The following is an 18,909-nucleotide window of genomic DNA, read 5'->3' as shown; positions in this document are numbered from 1 at the left end:
GTGGCTGTATGAGACGAACTAAGGTTTTAATTACTGGTTCAGGGGGGTTCATTGGATCTTTCCTTTCAAATTCGCTCTCTACCGACTTTGATGTTGTTACTTGGGATCGGAATTCAAATTTTGATAGTTGCGAAAATATGACACCTGAAACTGATTTCGGAGATAGACTTAAGACAATTGACGTAATTGTTCACTGTGCAGCCGTGTGTCATAGGGCTCCTAGTCAACATGTGTCAACCTTACATGATAGCGTTAACTACCAAAGTACTCTTAACTTTGCCCGTCAAGCACAAGAATCTGGAGTTAGGAAATTTATATTCTTAAGCTCTGTGAATGCTGTCCGTTTTGATAATTCGGATTTGGACTCTTTTTCTGTTAACGACAATCGTGAAACATACGCTTTTTTCAAAAAGAAGGCTGAAATAAGCCTTCAACAAGTAAATATGGATACTGTCATATTACGGTTGCCTACTGTATATGGACCATATGTTAAAGCTAATTTTAGAAACTTAATTTCTCTTATTGATAAGGGATGCCCTCTTCCATTTGGCAACCTTGAAAGGCCAAAGAAAAGCTATCTCTCACTATACAACTTATCTGAACTAGTAAGTAAGGTGATTCTTTGTAACAAGGCAAGTCAAGCTATTTTTAATGTTACTGATAATTACGATATTTCTACGAAGATGTTAGTTAATACCTTATGTAAGCATTTAAATAAGAAGGGGGGTAACTTCAATGCGCCATATCGTCTACTTGTGTTTTTAAGCTTTGTCCCTATTTTAGGAGTGAAACTAAAGTATTTTTTGAATTCATCAGTTTCAGATTGTACAGAGACGATGGAGTTCTTCAACTGGGTACCTGGCACAACATTTGATAGAGCAGTTGAAATGACAGTTAAAGCTTACAGAGATGAAAAAAATGATTAGACTACTAGATTTATTATTTTCGGTTATTGGTATTATCCTTCTATCCCCGGTGTTTTTCTTGGTTTTGGTTCTCGGTTACTTCGATACTGGATCGCCACTATTTATACAAACGAGAGTGGGAAAGAATAAAAAGCCTTTTCGACTCGTCAAGTTTCGAACAATGAATGTTGATACTAAGTCTGTCGCCAGCCATATGGCCGATCGAAATTCAATTACAAAGTTTGGAGAGTTTCTACGCAAGACCAAGCTTGATGAGTTGCCGCAATTAATCAATGTGATGAAAGGAGAGATGAGCTTAGTTGGCCCTCGTCCCAACTTATTTAACCAAGGTGAGTTAATTGCTGTTCGAGAACAATATAAAGTTTATGATGTCGTACCTGGTATTACGGGGCTCTCTCAAGTAAATAATATTGACATGTCTACTCCTAAGCTACTGGCTGAAACAGATAGCGTGATGATAAAGAACATTAGCATACTTAACTACTTTAAGCTTATCGCAATGACCGTACTTGGATCGGGTTCTGGAGATGCGATTAGGTAACATAATTATGGATAGACTTTCTTTTGCTTTTATAACAATTGATAGTATTTCTCGTCTTTCTCGTCTTTCTGATGCTGTCTTTTCTGATTGCAAAAAGTTAAATATGGTCATCTGGCGTGCTATATGTATTTTAAGGTAAGTTGTCTTTTTTAGCTTAAGTAGTGTACCAATAATCAAGATTTAGGAGCTGTTTAGTGAGTAAGAAAATTGCCATATCCCAATCAAACTATATCCCATGGAAGGGATATTTTGACATGATATCTTACGTGGATGAGTTTGTATTATATGATGATATGCAGTATACCAAACGCGATTGGAGAAATAGAAATAAGATTAAAACCTCAAATGGCACTCATTGGTTAACTATTCCTGTACAAGTTAAAGGAAAGTATTTCCAAAAGATAAAGGACACAGAAATTGATGGTCAAGCCTGGGTAAGGAAGCATTGGGGAACTATTGTTCAAAATTATAAGAAATCGCCTTACTTTGCCGAGATATCTGCATTGCTGGAGCCTTTGTACCTTGATTGTGAATTTAAGACGGTTTCAAGCTGTAATCGTAGGTTTATTGAAGAGATTTGTAGGTACCTTTCAATTAATACTAAGGTGACGAATTCCTCGGATTATGAGTTGGTACAAGGGAGATCTGAGAAATTGCTGAATATTTGTTTGCAGGCTGGCGCAACAGAGTATGTTTCAGGCCCTGCCGCTAAAGAGTACTTGGACGAAGACATTTTTAGGAGTGCTGGTATAAAAGTTACTTGGTTCGATTACAGTGGATACGAAGAGTACGAACAGTTATGGGGCGAATTCGAACATTATGTCTCAATTATCGACCTTTTGTTCAATAAGGGTAAAGAAAGTCGTTCTTATATGAAGTATGTGTTAGATGAGGATGTCAGTAAGTGAAGCTTTCAATAGTAGCAACATTGTATAAGTCTGAATCCTACATAGAGGAATTCTGTCAACGTGCAGCTCTTGTAGCTCAACAGTTGGTTGGCGACGAGTTTGAGATTATTCTCGTGGATGATGGTTCACCAGACTCTTCGTTATCAATCGCTTTATCCCAGCAAAATATTTATCCAAATTTGAGTGTGGTCGAATTATCGAGAAACTTCGGTCACCATAAGGCGATGCTGACAGGTTTATCTTATGCGGATGGTGAGCACATCTTCTTAATTGATAGTGATTTAGAAGAAGAACCAGAATGGTTGCTAGATTTTAGTAAAGAATTGGAAATTAATAATTTTGATGTTGTGTATGGTGTTCAAGAAAGTCGAAAAGGTAACTTAAGAGAGAGAATTACCGGAAAATTATTTTATAAGCTGTTTAATTTATTTGCTAATATCGAGCATCCTCATAATATAACAACAGCTAGATTAATGACTAAGGACTATGTCCGCTCTCTACTGTTATTCGAAGAAAGGGAAGTTGTATTTTCATGTCTATGTGAGCTAACTGGTTTTTCTCAAAGTAGCTATATTGTAAAAAAACATTCCACTAGCCCTACTACGTATAGTACCACAAAAAAAATCAGATTATTATTCGATAACTTAATATCTTTTAGTTCGCTGCCTCTTGAATTTATATTTTATTTTGGAATGTTGATATTCTTAACTTCAATTGGTATTAGCGGATATCTTTTAGTAATGAAGTTGTTTTATCAGCAATCACTAGACGGTTGGACTTCAATTGTATTATCTATTTGGTTACTGGGCGGATTAACATTTTCTTTTATGGGTATTATTGGTATGTATATTAGTAAGGTATTTAATGAAATTAAAAGAAGACCTTTGACCATAGTTAAAAAGATACATTTTAATAAATAGGAATTGGTATGTACTGGGATAAATTAGGCTTGGTTTTTTGCGCAAATAATCACAGCGAATATATGGTTAGTGGAGGTCGGACACCAGTGCCACTTCATATTGGAGATGATTTATACAGGATATTTTTTGCATCTTATGATGGTGAAGGGCGCGGGAGAGTATTTTCTCTTGAGATAGATCTCACAGAACCGACACAACCTAGATCTATTGAAACAGCCCCCTTATTAGATATAGGTAATGTCGGCTTTTATGATGATAACGGCATCATACCATCATCTTTGGTGGTAGAAGACGATTCGCTTTATTTGTATACAATCGGATTTAGCGTTAAAAATAAGATTATATTCGATGCAGCAACAGGCCTAGCAATCTCTAAAGACTCCGGAAAATCCTTTGACAAGTTTACTGGACCAGTTTTGGATCGAGGCATTGATGATCCGTGCTTCGCCGCATCCCCATGTGTGCTCAAAACAGATGAGGGTTGGAAAATGTGGTATGTCTCTTGTGAATATTGGGAAAAGGAAGGAGCAGGGTATAAACATTATTATAATATCAAGTATAAAACATCAGTTGATGGCATATACTGGGAGCCTCGAGGGGTTACTTGTATTGATTTTAAGAATGAGTTCGAGTACGCAATATCTCGGCCCGCGGTGATTATAACACCAGAGGGCAAGTATCGTATGTGGTATTCATATCGTGCCCAGCCGGAAGTCGATACTTATCGTATTGGATATGCAGACTCTCAAGATGGTGTTAACTGGGAAAGGAAAGACGAGTTATCGGGAATTGATGTCTCTAAAGAAGGATGGGACTCTGAGATGATATGCTACCCATGCGTCTTTCAACATAAGGGTTATACATATATGCTATATAACGGCAACGGTTATGGGCGTTCAGGGTTTGGTATAGCAGTGTTGCGGGAAGGTTGATTAATGAGCAAGAAGATTGTCCTTGCTGGGAATGGTATCACAGCTGAAATATTACATGCTTATCTTAACAAGGATGAGCGATATCTGGTAGTTGGCGTGGTCGCAGATGATGCCTTCATCAAGGCAGATAAATTTATTGATGTTCCATGCGTTCCGTTGAGCCAAATAAAACACAATTTTGATTCAGAAGAAGTGATGGTTATCATTGCAATGGGTTACCACGATCTCAATCGTTCTCGTCAAACGATGTGTAATAAAATTAAATCTCTAGGATACAACGTTGAGACCTATCTGCATCAGGATGCCAAGATTCATACATCAAAGTTAATTGGTGAAGGTAGTATTGTTTTACCTGGAGCTGTTCTTGAGCCTTATTGCTCTGTAGGTTCAAATAGTATGATATGGTGCAATACTACAGTTGCACACCATGCTAGCGTCGGTGACAATTGTTGGCTTGCATCTGGGTGTGTGGTTTCTGGTAGTGCAAAAGTGCGCGACAATGCATTCATAGGCGTAAATTCGACAATCGTAAACGAGGTCGAAGTTTCTGAGTTAAATATTGTGGGGGCAAATGCTTTGATTTCAAAGTGTACAAAGCCTAACACAGTCCATTTGTCGCGTTCTGGTGAGCAATTCCGTTATTCAGCTGAAGATTATATAAAGTTTTTTGGAGTGTAAAAAGTGGACGTGAAGTTAAGTACAATACTGAGCAGTGTTTTTGGTGTTCAAGCTTCGGAAATTAGCGCAAGTTTAACAAAAGCTGATTTACAGAGTTGGGACTCGCTTAAACAGATGGATCTTGTGACTACTTTGGAGCGAGAGTACAGCATTACCTTGGAGTTGATGGATATAGTGTCTATGACAAGTGTAGAGGCCATAATGGGTGTACTAAGAGACAAAGGAGTAGAGCTTGAAAGTTAAAGGGGCAGTTGCCCTAGTAACTGGAGGATGTGGCGGGCTTGGCTCTAATATTGCTGAGTATCTGTCAGACCTTGGGGCAAAAGTTGTCATCGCTGACTTGCATGAATCGTCTTTAGAGCGAATGCCTGCAAAATTTGCGAAATATGCATTTGATGTTACCGAACCAGAACAGGTAAAAGCGTCAATTTCTTCTATTTTTAGCAGTGAAGGCCCCATAGATATTCTCATTAATTGCGCGGGCACGATAGACAGTGCTCCTTTTGTCAATTTAATGAACCCAGATGAACTGATGCTAAGTTACCAGAGATTCCAAAATAACCTTGTTGTTAATCTTGATTCAGTATTCTTGGTTACTTCAGCGACAGTAGAGCACATGCTGCGCAATCGTGTTAAAGGCTGTGTAGTTAATATTAGTTCTATATCTAGTCGAGGAAATGAAGGTCAGACGAGTTACTCAGCGGCTAAGGCTGCGGTAAATGCACTAACGGTAACCTGGTCTAAGGAGCTAGGTAAGATGGGTATTCGTGTAAATGGTATTGCTCCCGGCTTTATAGAGACAGAATCAACAGGCCATGCTTTATCAAGCCAGCATATTGATCATATAGTTTCTAATACTCCATTGAGAAGGTTAGGGAAAGCATCTGAGATTAGCAAAGCTGTGGTTTCACTTATTGATAATGACTTCATCAATGGTGCTACCTTAGATGTTAATGGAGGTCTGACGTTTTAGGTATGAGGGACTGTGTATTTGTTGGCAATAGAAGGTTTGTGCTCGAGGAACTCATCAAGAAAAATTGGAACTTAACAGTATTTGTTGTTAAAGGAACGCATTTAGAACGCGACTTTAATTCTGGTATGTTTGAAAATGTTCCATTTCAGACAGTCGCTTCTAAGAGTGAGCTTCTTAAACATTTGTCACTGATTAGTTTTGATTTACTCATATCAAATGGTTGCCCATTCATATTGCCGGTTGAAAAACTACCTTTGGCTAAGTATGTCAATATCCACCCTTCTTACCTACCCGACTTGAAGGGGTGTGATCCAGTGATTGGGGCAGTCCTTTTACGTCGTGATGCTGGTGCTACTTGCCATATTATGGACTCAGGGATTGATACCGGAGATATTATATCCCAGACCAAGATACCCTATACCGAAGATCTCGATGTAACGACTTTATATCAGTTAAGTTTTTTGGCAGAGATAGAAGTCTTTCATGAGGCATGCAGGTTAGGCTTCAAAGCAAAAGGGGCACAGGTTAGTACACCTGAGTCCCTGTACTTTAATCGAAAAGCAGAACATCAGAATCTGTCTCAATCAGATACTAACGATTTTATGCTGCAAAAAGTTAAAGCATTTAATAATAAGAGTATTGGCTGTTCGTTCAAGAGTGAAAACGTCGAATATAAAGTATTTCGTGCGTCTAAAGTATGTAATCCATATTTAACTCGGCATGTTATGAAATTTGAGGAAAATACCGTCGCTCTAAGTTATGAAAACTCAATTGTTTTTAATAGGCATGGAGAAGTAATTAGATTTGAAGAAGTTACTCAAAAGGACAATATTCCATTACTCGTTAACCAGAAATTATTTGGAGTCTAGATGTATTATTATAATCTAAGTATGTACTTCAGGGACGTAGCATCAAAATTTTCGGATAGTCCTGCTATTGTTTTAGTGAATGAAAGCTTCTCATATTCTGAATTATCCGAACGTGCTCAAGTGCTCGCTTGTCATATTTTGTCAAAAGGCTGTGTCAAAGGAGATGTGGTTGCTATAGCGCACACAAAACAGTTTGACTCATATGCAATGATGTGTGCTTGTTTGTTGTTAGGTATTGCGTATGTCAACATTGATGTAGATTCTCCTGCTGAGCGAAATAGAAAAATACTTGAAACATGTGGAGCTAAATACCTATTTGGTGATCAGTCAATACTTAGTGAATCCCTTTCAAACCTTGCTCAGCAATCTCGATGTATATTTAGTCTTATAAGCTCAATAGATAACGTTGCAATAGGTATTGAACAACGCGCTTTAATTGAAAAGAGTATGGAGAGGGTAGACGGTTCTTCAATTGCTTATGTTATGTTTACTTCTGGATCCACAGGGACCCCAAAAGGTGTAGCCGTTACCCATCAAAATATCCTTCATTTTATTGAGTGGGGGAGAAGCACTTTCTCAGTCACTTCTAAGGATATTTTTGCCAACTTGAGTCCGATGTATTTTGATAACTCGGTATTTGACTTTTATACCGCTTTGTTTTCAGGTGCCAGTCTTGCCCCGATTACTAAAGATGTCCTGGAAGATCCAGTTCGCTTGGTAACAGTCGTTGAAGAGCTTAAATGTTCGATTTGGTTTAGCGTACCTTCATTGTTGATATATTTAATAGCTATGAAAGTAATTTCTAAAGGTAAGCTATCCAATATACGAAGCTTTTCTTTTGGCGGAGAAGGTTACCCGAAAATAGAGCTGAAAAAGTTGTATGACATTTTTTCTAGCAGCGCAGATATCGTGAATGTCTATGGGCCTACAGAGTGCACTTGTATATGCAGCGCTTATAGGTTAACTGATTCAGACTTTGACAATTTGGATGGACTGCCGACACTAGGCCAGCTTAATCAGAATTTCGATTATATGATACTTGATGATAATGGCCGTCACTCTGACTCAGGGGAGCTATGTCTGATCGGGCCGAATGTGGCAGCTGGTTATTTTAACGATCAAGAAAGAACTGATAGGGCTTTTGTTACGTTAACGCAATCAGATTGCTATATGAAACGCATGTATAAAACAGGTGACTTGGTGCGAGAAAGCCAAGGTTATTTATACTTTTTAGGGCGTAAAGATAACCAAATAAAACATATGGGTTATCGGATTGAACTCGAAGAAATAGAGCACGCTTTACTGAAGGTTGAGCATGTCAACCAAGCAGCTGTAATTTATAATAGGGTTAATAGTGCTTATGGAAAAATAGAAGCCTATATTTCATCGAATTCAAACATAACAGATAGTATGGTTATTGACTCACTATCCAGTATAATTCCTCATTATATGATTCCAAGTAAAGTGGTTGTTTTAGATACGCTTCCTAAAAATGCTAATGGGAAAGTAGATAAAAAAACCTTATCTACCTTGTAAGGTATGTTTCTAGAGTCATCTTGGTTAAAGTTCTTAGTATGCAGCAGTATTTTTTTATTTTCTCCACACTAGCATTTTCTGTGTATAGCCAGACGGTTATCAAATGGAAATCTCAACTTTTAATAAATATGCCAAGTGATACTTTTGGTAAAGTTGTTCATATGTTCTGGGTATTACTTAATCCTTGGGTTATTTCAAGTATAGTTGCTACTTTTTTTGCAGGTATATCTTGGATGATGGTTATGTCAAAATTTGACATCGGTTTTGCATATCCTTTCATGAGTTTAAATATCATTATTATGATGTGGGTCGGCTTTGTTGTCTTCAATGAACCTATTGATATTTATCGTATTTTGGGTACGGCTTTAATATGCCTAGGCTTAATTGTAATTTATAAAGGAGAATGACATGGCCCAAGTGACTACAGGGATCAGAAAAGTTTTGTCTCACCCTAAAGTATATAATGCTCTACAGTTCATTCTAGGGTCAAAAGATTTTAGTCGATGGATGGTCGAAAAATACATTATAAATTCAAATAACAATAATAGGATTTTAGATATCGGTTGTGGGACAGCTAATATATTAGATTTTATGACTGAGTACAGTGTTGAATATGTTGGTTTTGACCCTTCAAATGAGTACATTGAGCTTGCTAAAAAAAAGCATGGAAATCGAGGCACGTTTAAATGCGCTTATGTTTCAGAAGATGTCGTTCAAGAACAGGAGAGATTTGATACAATTCTAGCATTAGGTGTATTACATCACTTGGATGACGATGATGTGGAAGCTCTGATTAAAGTTGTAAAAAAGGCGTTAAAACCTGGAGGAAGGTTTATTGCCTTAGACGGTTGTTATGTGGAAGGGCAGAATAAACTTGCCAAATATCTGATAGATAAAGATCGTGGTCAAAATGTGCGAACCGAAGCTGGCTATAGAGATCTTTTTTTAGGTGATTTTGACAAGGTTTCGACAGAGATTAAGCATAAACGTTGGATACCTTATACTTACTGTATATTAGTTGTGCAAAATTGATTTTTAAGTTATTTAAGGGACGGTAAACTAAAGGGCAATATTGTGGAAAATCAATACCAAGAAATAGATGGGATTAGAGTATACCATAGTGATTCCTCTGATAAGCATGATGACTACAACCCATTGGGGTTGACCAGCCTTTACAACTCTGAGAACAAACACTTTTGGTTCCTGCACAGAAAAAAATACATATTTGATAATATTAACAATTCGATTAGCAAGAATGCACGGATTATAGAAATTGGTGCCGGGACTGGTAATGTGTCCCGATTTTTAAGGTCTAAAGGCTATCATAATCTCTGTGTCGGAGAGATGTACTTCTCAGGTCTAAAGTATGCTAAATCGTACGGAATTAATGATTGTTATCAGTTTGACTTACTGAAATCCCCTTTCACGAGCGAGTTCGATGTTGTTTGTATGTTTGATGTACTAGAACATATTGCAGACCCCAATGCCGCCCTCAAAAATGTGAGAAAGATGTTGAGAAACAACGGTCTAGTCGTGATGACTCTACCAGCGCATAACTGGCTTTGGTCTAGAGAAGATAGTGTGGCAGGACACAAAAAGAGATACAACAGGGAGATGATTGAGAACGAACTGGAAAGTAATGGCTTCGAAGTCGTTTCAGTCAGATACTTTTTTGTATTAATTGTCCCCTTGCTCTACCTGAGAAGGCTCCTTAATCCTGATGATGGCAGCGATGTGAAGGAAAGTGAATATAGCAATGAAATTGCAATCAATAAATATATTAACTTTGGACTTAAGTTTATATGTAAACTAGAAGATAAACTAAGTGGTATGCTACCAAACTGTTTTGGTGGTAGTTTATTTGTGATTGGAAAAAAAAATGATTAAGTTTTCCCAGCCAACTGTTGTAGGCAGTGAAAGCAAAAATATCTATGATGCTATTGCCAAAGGCCACTTATCTGGCGATGGTTATTACTCTGAGCTCTGTCATAATTGGTTTGAATCACAGTTAGGCTGTTATAAAGCACTCCTTACACCGAGTTGTACTTCTGCGCTTGAGATGGCGGCAATATTGGTGAATATTCAGCCCGGTGATGAAGTCATCATGCCTAGTTATACATTTGTCTCTACTGCCAATGCATTTGTCCTGAGAGGTGCAAAAATAGTATTTGTGGATGTACGCCCAGATACTATGAATATTGATGAGACGTTAATAGAACCGGCTATAACTTCTCGTACCAAGGCAATCGTACCAGTGCATTATGCAGGGGTCGCGTGTGATATGGATGTTATTATGGACATTGCTAATCGGCATGAACTCTACGTCATTGAAGATGCCGCTCAAGGGATGATGGCCAAGTATAAAGGAAAGGCATTGGGTACTATTGGGCATTTGGGAACTTATAGTTTCCATGCAACCAAGAACTACACTTCAGGTGGTGAAGGCGGATTATTGATTGTCAACGATGTTCAATTTTTAGATAGGGCTGAACATATTAGAGAGAAAGGAACCAATCGTACTCAGTTTATCGAAGGCAAAGTTGATAAGTATACATGGGTTGATATTGGCGGTAGTCATTTGCCGAGTGAATTGCAGGCTGCATATTTATATGCTCAGTTAAATGCTGCGGAACCTATTAATCTCAAACGTCTTTCCGCTTGGAATGTTTATAACTCACTACTAAAGCCTTTAGCTGAACAAGATTTTATTGATCTACCAACTATCCCGAAGGATTGTGAACATAATGCGCATATGTTTTATGTGAAGCTGAAAAACTCGGTTGTGCGCTCTCAATTAATATCTTATCTGGAAGGAAAAGGCGTTCAGACGGTAACGCACTATGTCCCGTTGCATTCATCTGAGTATGGGAGCAAGACTAGCAGATTTCACGGAACGGATAGTTTTACTACTTTACATAGTGGCTATCTTTTACGACTACCTCTCTATTATGGAATCACTTCTGACGAGATAAGTACGATTGTTGAAGAAATCTTTGCTTTCTTTATCAAAAAGACTAGTCGTTCAGTATAAGTTGGATAAGCGTTTATGAAAAAGTTGAATCTGATTTGGTCACTCCCAAGGGTACACAAGCGCTTAATTAGTGTTTCTATAGACGTTTTTTTTATTGTAGCGTCATTTTATGCTGCTTATTGGACGCGAATTGGACATATTAAGCCTCTGGATGATGTCTTAACGAAATATGTAGTGTTTGGCACTCTTCTTGTTACTATTTTTGCGTTTACTAAATTGGGCCTTTATCGAGCTGTCTTGCGTTACTTGACGTTTCACGCACTAGCCGTAGTTAGTCTTGGTACAATTATTTCGGCTGCATCAGTAGCAGTATTAGCTTTCTACTTAGATGCATCAGTACCACGATCAGTACCAATTATTTATGGTGCTTTTTTGTGCTTGTTATGTGGTGGTTCTCGTTTAATTGTTCGAGTCTTAGTTGCCCAAGCTAACGGGAAGGGTATGAAAAAGGTTTTGATATATGGTGCAGGAGCCGCAGGTAGGCAATTGGCACTGGCTTTACGTTCTTCTGAGACACATAAAGTTGTCGGCTTTATCGATGAAGATAAAACTTTATACAACACGATTATAATGGGACTTAAGGTTAAAGGGATAGGTCGTGCGGAAAAGCTTATAGAAAAACACTCCGTGAGTCAGATTTTACTAGCTGTTCCTAGTGCATCTAGAGCTCGTCGTAAGGAAATCCTTGACTCACTTGTTCACCTTTCTGCAGAAGTTCTCACTGTCCCTGATATGAAAGACATCGTTGATGGCAAGGCAAAAATCGATGAACTAAAAGATGTTGCTATTGAGGATTTATTAGGGCGAGATTCTGTCGAACCTCAGCAAGCTTTAATGGAAGCAAACATTAAAAGCAAAGTGGTCATGGTAACTGGTGCTGGAGGCTCGATTGGTTCAGAGCTTTGTCGTCAAATTGTTAGACAAAAACCGAAGGCTTTGGTCTTGTTTGAGTTGTCTGAATTCGGTTTGTATCAAATCGATCGAGAATTATCGAACTTGATTGAAGCTGAGGGCTTTAATGTGGAGATTGTTCCGCTACTTGGTTCTGTGCAACGTATCAATCGACTTGCCACTACCATGAAGAGTTTTGGCGTTCAAACGGTTTATCATGCTGCAGCTTATAAACATGTACCTTTGGTTGAGTATAATGTTGTCGAAGGAGTGAGAAATAACGTTTTCGGTACTTACTACACAGCGAAAGCGGCAATTGAAGCTAAGGTCGAGTCATTTGTTTTAATTTCTACTGATAAAGCAGTTCGGCCAACCAATGTTATGGGAGCGAGCAAACGTATGGCTGAATTAGGCTTACAGGCTTTAGCTGAACAGGAAAATGCCAAAGACAATGGAACTCGTTTTTGTATGGTTCGGTTTGGTAACGTATTAGGCTCCTCTGGCTCGGTTATTCCACTGTTTAAAAAGCAGATCGCGAGTGGTGGTCCAATTACAGTTACACACCCAGACATCATTCGTTACTTCATGACTATCCCTGAGGCTGCACAGCTCGTAATTCAGGCTGGGGCAATGGGCAAAGGTGGTGATGTATTTGTGCTCGATATGGGCGAACCGGTCAAAATTACAGACCTAGCTATTAATTTGATACAGTTATCAGGATTGGAATTGAAAGATGACAATAATCCATACGGTGACATTTCCATAGAGTTCTCTGGTTTGCGTCCAGGAGAAAAGCTATTTGAAGAGTTGCTTATCGGAGATAATGTTGGTGAAACTGCTCATCCAAGAATTATGACAGCGAGTGAACGTTTTCTACCTTTAGAAAAATATGTTGAGTTGGCTAATAGGCTAGATAAAGCTTGCCATAACTTTGAACATGATAAGATTAGAGAGTTATTGCTCGAAGCTCCGACTGACTTTAATCCAACAGATGGTATTGGCGATTTAGTTTGGCAAAGACTTCATGATATCCAAGACGAGTCTATAGATACTATTCATTAAGTGTAAAGAGCTCCAGTTCAATCGGAGCCTTTCATTTTTCCTCTACCTACAAAATTTGCTTCAACACTCGATCTGCTTTCACGCGAGTTATCTTGCGTATTAGCTTTTGCACCGCCTCGGGGTAATCTTCCGCTTTTTCTAACTGTCTATAAGTACAAATTAGCTGAGTATGCTGAAGAATATTCTCCACTTCTTTCTCAAATTGAGGAGTGAGGTGGTGGAAGTGGTCTTGAATAAAGATCGCGTTTTCTAGATCTAGACTCCAGGCTCTTGGGTTTAGGTTGTTACCAGTAATTAGCATGTAGCGCTTATCTACCCAAATGCCTTTTAAGTGGAAGCTATTCTCTTCGTGCTTCCATAAATGGATAGACAGTTTACGACTTGCGATATTGGCTTCATTGGATTTAGCAAATTGGCGCAAGTTACGCTCATAAAGGTAAGGTAAGCCACCAATCGTTTTAAATTCTTCCTCAGGCGAGATATAAAAATCATTGGCTGTTTTATCACCTACGACGATAGTCACCTTTACCCCACGTTTTAGGGCTTTTCTGACTTCTTTGGCAACACTGCGTGGGAAGTTAAAATAGGGCGTGCAGATGAAAATTTCATCTTTCGCTTTTGCTAGTAATTGATTGATGCCTTGATTAAGTTTATTACGCTTTTTCCCAACCCCAACGATTGGCGTGATCGCGACTTGTTCTTGAGAGACAGTCTGGGGCTCAAATTGATAGGTGGACTTCGCGAGAGAGGCACGTAGCTGGCGAATCTGTACTTTTATCTCTTTGGTATCAGGTTTACTCGGACAAGCTAAATCATTCACTGCCGGATGTTCGATCATCTCTTTTTGCACAAAACTGCTCATGCTGTCTGCAAGTGCTTTATTGTTCATAACGTGATAGCGATCGAAACGATAGCGTTCTTTATAATTAAGATAGATGTTGTTAAGACTCGCGCCACTGTAGATGACTGAGTCATCTATAATGAAGCCTTTTAAGTGCAAGACGCCAAATACTTCACGTCCTCGGACAGGTACGCCATAGATTGGAATTTTATGCTCGTACCTATCTGCAAAGTTTTTATACATGGAGGCATTGGTTTCCCCCGGCTCGGCACCAATCAAACCACGTTGAGCACGGTGCCAGTCAACACAGACGTTCACTTCTAGGCCAGGGTTACGCTGCTTGGCTTCATAGAGTTCGGTTAAGACTTCTCTTCCCGCTTCATCATCTTCTAAGTAAAGAGCAACCAGGTAGATTCGTTTACTTGCCTGACGAATCGCTTCAATTAAGCGAATCCGAAAATCTTTAGCCGCATAAAGGGTTTCAAACTGAGCGGGATCTTGCGCCAAAGTAGGAAGTTGTTCGAATAAATTCCTATTAGTCATCATGTTGGATGGGTTACCTTTACTTAACGTGGACATGGATATTAGCAAAATGTGCTAGCAGTTCCTAGCGGCCAGATCTTGCTTCGACAATCGCAGTGGTAAAGCTTGTGACTTACTTATTTGAGCGAAGACTGATCTCACCACCAATATAGGTTTCTAAACCATTTCCCGTTTCTAAAAGTACCGCGCCTTGTTCGTTAATACCTCTAGCGAGCCCAGTGATCTCTCTCGGTCCCATGAGCAGTTTAACTGGACGGTTGATGAAGTTATCCAGTCGGTTCCATCTTTCCACAAACCCGACCATTCCATACAGTTCATAATCAGTCAACGCTTTATGCAGTGTAGTTATCATGGAAATCGCGAGCTGGTTTCTATCAATATCCTGATTGTTTGCCACCTCAGAGAGACTAGACCAAGGTTGGTTAATACCTTCCGTTGACTCTGACATCATCAAGTTGAGCCCCATACCTATTACAAGGTTGGCCGCTGCACCAGCCTGACCTGACATTTCTACCAGAATGCCTGCGAGCTTCTTATCTTGATAATAGAGGTCATTCGGCCATTTTAACTTAACACCTGTCAGTCCCATTTCTTCGAGAGCTTCGACAATTGCCACGCCAACCACAAGGCTTAGCCCCATCGCGGCTGCTATACCTGCATCTAAACGCCAAAACATCGATAGGTATAGGTTTGACCCAAAAGGAGATACCCATTCTCGTCCTCGGCGGCCTCTCCCTTTGGCTTGATACTCTGCAAGGCAAACTGACCCTGACTCTAAGCTATCGATTCTATCGAGTAGATATTGGTTGGTTGAGTCGATTATGGGGATTAGATCTACGTGGTTAGCTAGGCTATTTTGGAGTATTTCCTGATCGAGTAGCTGGATAGACTTAGCGAGTTGGTAGCCTTTTCCCTGCACGCGAAATACATCAACGCCCCAAGCTTGGATACCTTTGATGTGTTTACTTATCGCTGCTCGAGAGACACCAAACTTTTCTCCAAGCTCCTCTCCCGAGTGAAAGCCTCCTTGAGATAAAGCCTTCAAAATAGAGAGCTTTACGGAATGTTCTTTCATTGCTGATTCTCCAATATCTCCTCAAGATTGGTTTCTGCCTGAGAGCCGATAAATCTTACCTCGTGTTCTAGGGTTATCTGGTACTTTTCAAACACAGTTTGTCGCACTGTGGCAGCTAATTTGACAACGTCCTTTGCTGTTGCGTTGTCTTTATTCACCAACACCAAGGCTTGCTTAGGGTGAACTTGAGCCCCGCCGATTTGATGGCCTTTCAATTGGCATTGATCTATTAGCCAGCCAGCGGCTACTTTTACGCCACCTTGTGTTGGGTACGCGGCAATATTGGGGAACTGTTTACTCAAATTTTCGAACTGCTGGTTTGATATCACTGGGTTCTTAAAGAAGCTCCCTGCATTGCCTAGCTTGGTAGGGTCAGGCAGCTTTTCCGTTCGGATTTGGCAAACTCGTTCAAACACTAGTTGTGCGTTGAGGGGTTCGCTTTGCAGAGATTGAAGTGGGCCATATTCGATATTTGCTGACCACTGCTTGGGGAGCTTTAAGCCAATCGCTACAACCATGACTTTCTGAAACAGCGTATGTTTAAAAATGGAGTCTCGATAGCCAAATCGACACTCTTCAGTACTCAATCGCTTTGTATGGAAGGTTTCCAAACAAAGTACGTCGACGTACTCGCAAACATCTTTCAGTTCAACGCCGTAAGCGCCAATATTTTGAATTGGGGCGCTGCCAGCACAACCAGGAATAAGGGCGAGGTTTTCCAATCCATAATAACCTTGCTCAACGCTCCATTTGACTAAGCTAGGCCAATCTTCACCGCCTGCAATGTGCAGGTGCCAATGAGTGTCGCTTTCAGTGATTGACTTACCGAGTAAATTATTCACGACTACAACGCCTTGATAGGGTTGAGTAAATAAAACATTGCTGCCTTTACCCAAAATGAGCTTTGGAAGATCCAACCATTCTCGTTTTTGATAGGCTTGTTGAATCTCTTCAACGTTTGTCACTTCAACTAGGTAAGAGCAGGTTTGAGAAATGGAGAAAGTATGGAAGCGACTAAGATCTGCGTTAGCTAATATTTGCATCGGATTTATTGAGTAATCTAAACTGCGCACATTCTACCTCAAATAAAGGTTGGGTGATAATGAACGCCATGCAGATAGAACAGATTGATCCGCTAAAATTGCCTTTAGTCACGCGTTTGTATAAGCAGTTTTACCCATCCGGTAAGGCTAAAAAGGATGAGCTGACATTAGTAGGGTATCTCGATGATCAAATTGTGTCGGTTGTGCGCTTGAAAACGATAGAAAATATCAGATTACTTACGGGTATGTTGGTTGTGCCTGATAAACGTCAACTCGGTTTAGGTCATCAATTGATGCAATATTGCTCTGCTAATATCCTTGCTGGTAGGGACTACTGTTTTGCTTACGAACACCTAGAAAATTTCTACGCTCAGCATGGGTTTGCAACAATAGAACCTTCAGGCTTGCCCGGTCAACTAAAAGAGCGGTTTCATCGTTACAACCGAAATAAGAAATTAGTTCCAATGCAATTCTTGCCCGGTGATGTATTAGTATATCAATGAGTTGCGTTATTAAACCCGTGCGCAATAATGATTATTGTGATGAAAGGAAGTGATATGAAAAGCACGGAGAAAATTTTACAAGTCATCAAAACTCGCGGTGCCGTTACGGTTAAGGAGCTTGCGCAAGAACTTGGTATGACCACTATGGGAGTCAGGCAGCACCTACAAAAGCTTGAGAAGGATGGGTTGCTATCATATGAAGATCGCAAGGCAAAGATTGGGCGTCCCACACGCCATTGGTTACTGACGGGCTTGGGCCATAAGCAGTTTGCGGATCGTCATGGAGAGCTGACCATCCAAGTGATTGATGCGGTAGAGCATCTATTTGGTGCGGATGGGCTCAAAAAAGTTGCAGAGGAACGAGAGCGGAGCACCTTTCTCAGCTATCAAATGCAACTTAGTGAATTGTCTGGATTGGAACAGCGTTTGATTAAACTGGTAGAATTGAGACAGCAAGAAGGCTATATGGCGGAGCTTGAAGAGTGTAATAATCGCTATCTATTGATCGAAAACCACTGTCCTATTTGTAATGCGGCGGTGCATTGTCCTTCTTTGTGTCAGTCTGAACTGAATGTGTTCCAGAAGCTTCTTGGAGACTTGTGTGTGGTTACTCGGACTGAGCACATCATCCAAGGACAACGTCGTTGTTGCTATGACATTACCCCTATTGAGCAATAGATGTTCTCACTTATGAGAATGTGGAACTGTACATTTCCCTTTTTCTGTCGTTAATCTAAACTCTTTTTATGGTGATGATAAAACTATCACTATATGGGGGGATCATGAGTGCGGCACTAATCAATCAAACTTTACCATCTTTTGATGAGCTCATGGCTCTAGCACAAAATAACCCAGAAGAGTTTAATCGCTTTAAAAAGAATATGTGTAAGGAGATGATCAATTCTGCTTCTGAGGAGATGCAAGGGAGATTATGGGCCCAGCAAAGTCATATAGACAGGGTGGTTGGGCACTGCAAAAACGCGAATCACGCCAACGTTTTGCTCATGCGCGAGCTTGTTTCCCAAATGGTAAAATTTCAAGATGTTCTTGATGGGGATGTTAGTGAAATCGCCCCTAAGTACAGTGCACAGGTTGTTCCTTTGGATGATTGGCGTTAATTAAAAGGTTTTCTTGATTTAGTGTTTCTCCAACTAGAGGCTTACTTCATTTATCTTCTCTGAACTAGATCACAAAAATCTCTCCCTAGCCCTTGGGTTTCCTGATTTTGCCCCTCATATAGGTAGCACAAGACTTTGAAGCCTTGTGCTTTAGTGCAATGCAATTATCAAACAATATGGAAACTAATCAGGAGAGACGACCGATGAACATTCGTCCATTACACGACCGAGTTATCGTAGAACGCCAAGAAGTTGAATCTAAGTCTGCTGGTGGTATCGTTCTAACTGGTTCTGCTGCAGAGAAATCAACTCGCGGCGTAGTTCTGGCTGTGGGTAAAGGCCGCATCCTAGAAAATGGCTCTGTTATGCCGCTGGACGTTAAAGTTGGCGACACTGTTATCTTCGCTGAAGGTTACGGTACTAAAACGGAAAAAATCGACGGTAAAGAAGTGCTAGTGATGTCTGAAAACGACATTATGGCTATCGTTGAGTAATAGCAATCATTGAGTAATTTTTTGC

Annotated in this window: 22 protein-coding genes; 19 read left to right on the top strand and 3 right to left on the bottom strand. The window is 39.8% G+C overall.

The window, feature by feature from the left end; translation table 11 throughout:
- Positions 1–8 precede the first annotated feature (8 nt).
- The 15 genes from L1D23_RS13440 to L1D23_RS13370 all read left to right on the top strand — a co-directional run bounded on the left by L1D23_RS13440 (position 9) and on the right by L1D23_RS13370 (position 13,267).
- Positions 9–926, top strand: a complete 918-nt coding sequence (locus tag L1D23_RS13440; RefSeq protein WP_239867039.1) for an NAD-dependent epimerase/dehydratase family protein — start codon at positions 9–11, stop codon at positions 924–926.
- Positions 919–1,467: a sugar transferase gene (locus tag L1D23_RS13435; protein ID WP_239867037.1), complete on the top strand. Its 549-nt coding sequence runs from the start codon at positions 919–921 to the stop codon at positions 1,465–1,467. The genes L1D23_RS13440 and L1D23_RS13435 overlap by 8 nt, the downstream gene beginning before the upstream one ends.
- Before the next feature lie 194 nt (positions 1,468–1,661).
- Complete coding sequence (locus tag L1D23_RS13430; RefSeq protein ID WP_239867034.1) at positions 1,662–2,375, top strand: WbqC family protein; 714 nt, start codon at positions 1,662–1,664, stop codon at positions 2,373–2,375.
- Complete coding sequence (locus tag L1D23_RS13425) at positions 2,372–3,295, top strand: glycosyltransferase family 2 protein (protein ID WP_239867032.1); 924 nt, start codon at positions 2,372–2,374, stop codon at positions 3,293–3,295. Before L1D23_RS13430 ends, L1D23_RS13425 begins: the two co-directional genes overlap by 4 nt.
- A gap of 8 nt (positions 3,296–3,303) precedes the next feature.
- A complete protein-coding gene (locus tag L1D23_RS13420; protein ID WP_239867029.1) occupies positions 3,304–4,227 on the top strand; it encodes a hypothetical protein in 924 nt (307 codons plus the stop codon).
- Positions 4,228–4,230: 3 nt separating this feature from the next.
- A complete protein-coding gene (locus tag L1D23_RS13415; RefSeq protein WP_239867026.1) occupies positions 4,231–4,905 on the top strand; it encodes an acetyltransferase in 675 nt (224 codons plus the stop codon).
- A 3-nt stretch (positions 4,906–4,908) separates the two neighbouring features.
- Positions 4,909–5,148, top strand: a complete 240-nt coding sequence (locus L1D23_RS13410) for an acyl carrier protein (protein WP_043009498.1) — start codon at positions 4,909–4,911, stop codon at positions 5,146–5,148.
- Positions 5,138–5,878: an SDR family oxidoreductase gene (locus L1D23_RS13405; protein ID WP_239867023.1), complete on the top strand. Its 741-nt coding sequence runs from the start codon at positions 5,138–5,140 to the stop codon at positions 5,876–5,878. The genes L1D23_RS13410 and L1D23_RS13405 overlap by 11 nt, the downstream gene beginning before the upstream one ends.
- Positions 5,879–5,916: 38 nt before the next feature.
- Positions 5,917–6,747, top strand: coding sequence for a formyltransferase family protein (locus L1D23_RS13400; RefSeq protein WP_239867021.1), 831 nt, complete (start codon positions 5,917–5,919; stop codon positions 6,745–6,747).
- The gene (locus tag L1D23_RS13395; protein WP_239867019.1) at positions 6,748–8,283 is read left to right on the top strand and encodes an amino acid adenylation domain-containing protein; all 1,536 of its coding nucleotides are present in this window, start codon (positions 6,748–6,750) and stop codon (positions 8,281–8,283) included.
- 38 nt (positions 8,284–8,321) lie between these two features.
- Entirely contained in the window at positions 8,322–8,690 is a 369-nt protein-coding gene (locus L1D23_RS13390; RefSeq protein ID WP_239867016.1) for an EamA family transporter, read from the top strand.
- Position 8,691: 1 nt separating this feature from the next.
- The gene (locus tag L1D23_RS13385; protein WP_239867014.1) at positions 8,692–9,315 is read left to right on the top strand and encodes a class I SAM-dependent methyltransferase; all 624 of its coding nucleotides are present in this window, start codon (positions 8,692–8,694) and stop codon (positions 9,313–9,315) included.
- A 42-nt stretch (positions 9,316–9,357) separates the two neighbouring features.
- Complete coding sequence (locus L1D23_RS13380; RefSeq protein WP_239867011.1) at positions 9,358–10,170, top strand: class I SAM-dependent methyltransferase; 813 nt, start codon at positions 9,358–9,360, stop codon at positions 10,168–10,170.
- Positions 10,163–11,314: a dTDP-4-amino-4,6-dideoxygalactose transaminase gene (rffA, locus tag L1D23_RS13375; protein ID WP_239867008.1), complete on the top strand. Its 1,152-nt coding sequence runs from the start codon at positions 10,163–10,165 to the stop codon at positions 11,312–11,314. Before L1D23_RS13380 ends, rffA begins: the two co-directional genes overlap by 8 nt.
- A gap of 15 nt (positions 11,315–11,329) precedes the next feature.
- Entirely contained in the window at positions 11,330–13,267 is a 1,938-nt protein-coding gene (locus L1D23_RS13370; RefSeq protein ID WP_239867005.1) for a nucleoside-diphosphate sugar epimerase/dehydratase, read from the top strand.
- Positions 13,268–13,313: 46 nt separating this feature from the next.
- Here the strand turns inward: L1D23_RS13370 and pssA are convergent, their stop codons facing one another.
- The 3 genes from pssA to murB form a co-directional block, all read right to left on the bottom strand.
- Complete coding sequence (pssA, locus tag L1D23_RS13365; protein WP_239867002.1) at positions 13,314–14,654, bottom strand: CDP-diacylglycerol--serine O-phosphatidyltransferase; 1,341 nt, start codon at positions 14,652–14,654, stop codon at positions 13,314–13,316.
- Positions 14,655–14,763: 109 nt separating this feature from the next.
- A complete protein-coding gene (gene birA / locus L1D23_RS13360; protein WP_239866999.1) occupies positions 14,764–15,726 on the bottom strand; it encodes a bifunctional biotin--[acetyl-CoA-carboxylase] ligase/biotin operon repressor BirA in 963 nt (320 codons plus the stop codon).
- Positions 15,723–16,769: a UDP-N-acetylmuramate dehydrogenase gene (gene murB, locus L1D23_RS13355; protein WP_239868526.1), complete on the bottom strand. Its 1,047-nt coding sequence runs from the start codon at positions 16,767–16,769 to the stop codon at positions 15,723–15,725. The genes birA and murB overlap by 4 nt, the downstream gene beginning before the upstream one ends.
- Positions 16,770–16,828: 59 nt before the next feature.
- On the opposite strand from murB, the gene L1D23_RS13350 reads away from it, so the two are divergent.
- The 4 genes from L1D23_RS13350 (at position 16,829) to L1D23_RS13335 (ending at position 18,884) form a co-directional block, all read left to right on the top strand.
- Positions 16,829–17,272 (top strand): GNAT family N-acetyltransferase, encoded by a 444-nt coding sequence (locus L1D23_RS13350; protein WP_239866996.1) that lies wholly within the window; start codon positions 16,829–16,831, stop codon positions 17,270–17,272.
- A gap of 54 nt (positions 17,273–17,326) precedes the next feature.
- On the top strand, positions 17,327–17,950 hold the full coding sequence (locus L1D23_RS13345; protein ID WP_239866993.1) for a metalloregulator ArsR/SmtB family transcription factor: 624 nt from the start codon (positions 17,327–17,329) through the stop codon (positions 17,948–17,950).
- A gap of 104 nt (positions 17,951–18,054) precedes the next feature.
- Positions 18,055–18,390, top strand: coding sequence for a DUF3135 domain-containing protein (locus L1D23_RS13340; RefSeq protein WP_239866990.1), 336 nt, complete (start codon positions 18,055–18,057; stop codon positions 18,388–18,390).
- 203 nt (positions 18,391–18,593) lie between these two features.
- On the top strand, positions 18,594–18,884 hold the full coding sequence (locus tag L1D23_RS13335) for a co-chaperone GroES (protein ID WP_239837966.1): 291 nt from the start codon (positions 18,594–18,596) through the stop codon (positions 18,882–18,884).
- Positions 18,885–18,909: the final 25 nt, after the last annotated feature.

The organism is Vibrio sp. Isolate24 (assembly GCF_022398215.1).
In the GTDB taxonomy this organism is placed as follows: domain Bacteria; phylum Pseudomonadota; class Gammaproteobacteria; order Enterobacterales; family Vibrionaceae; genus Vibrio; species Vibrio coralliilyticus_A.
The sequence above is the reverse complement of the archived record's forward strand: the minus strand, read 5'-3'. Positions and strand labels throughout refer to the sequence as shown.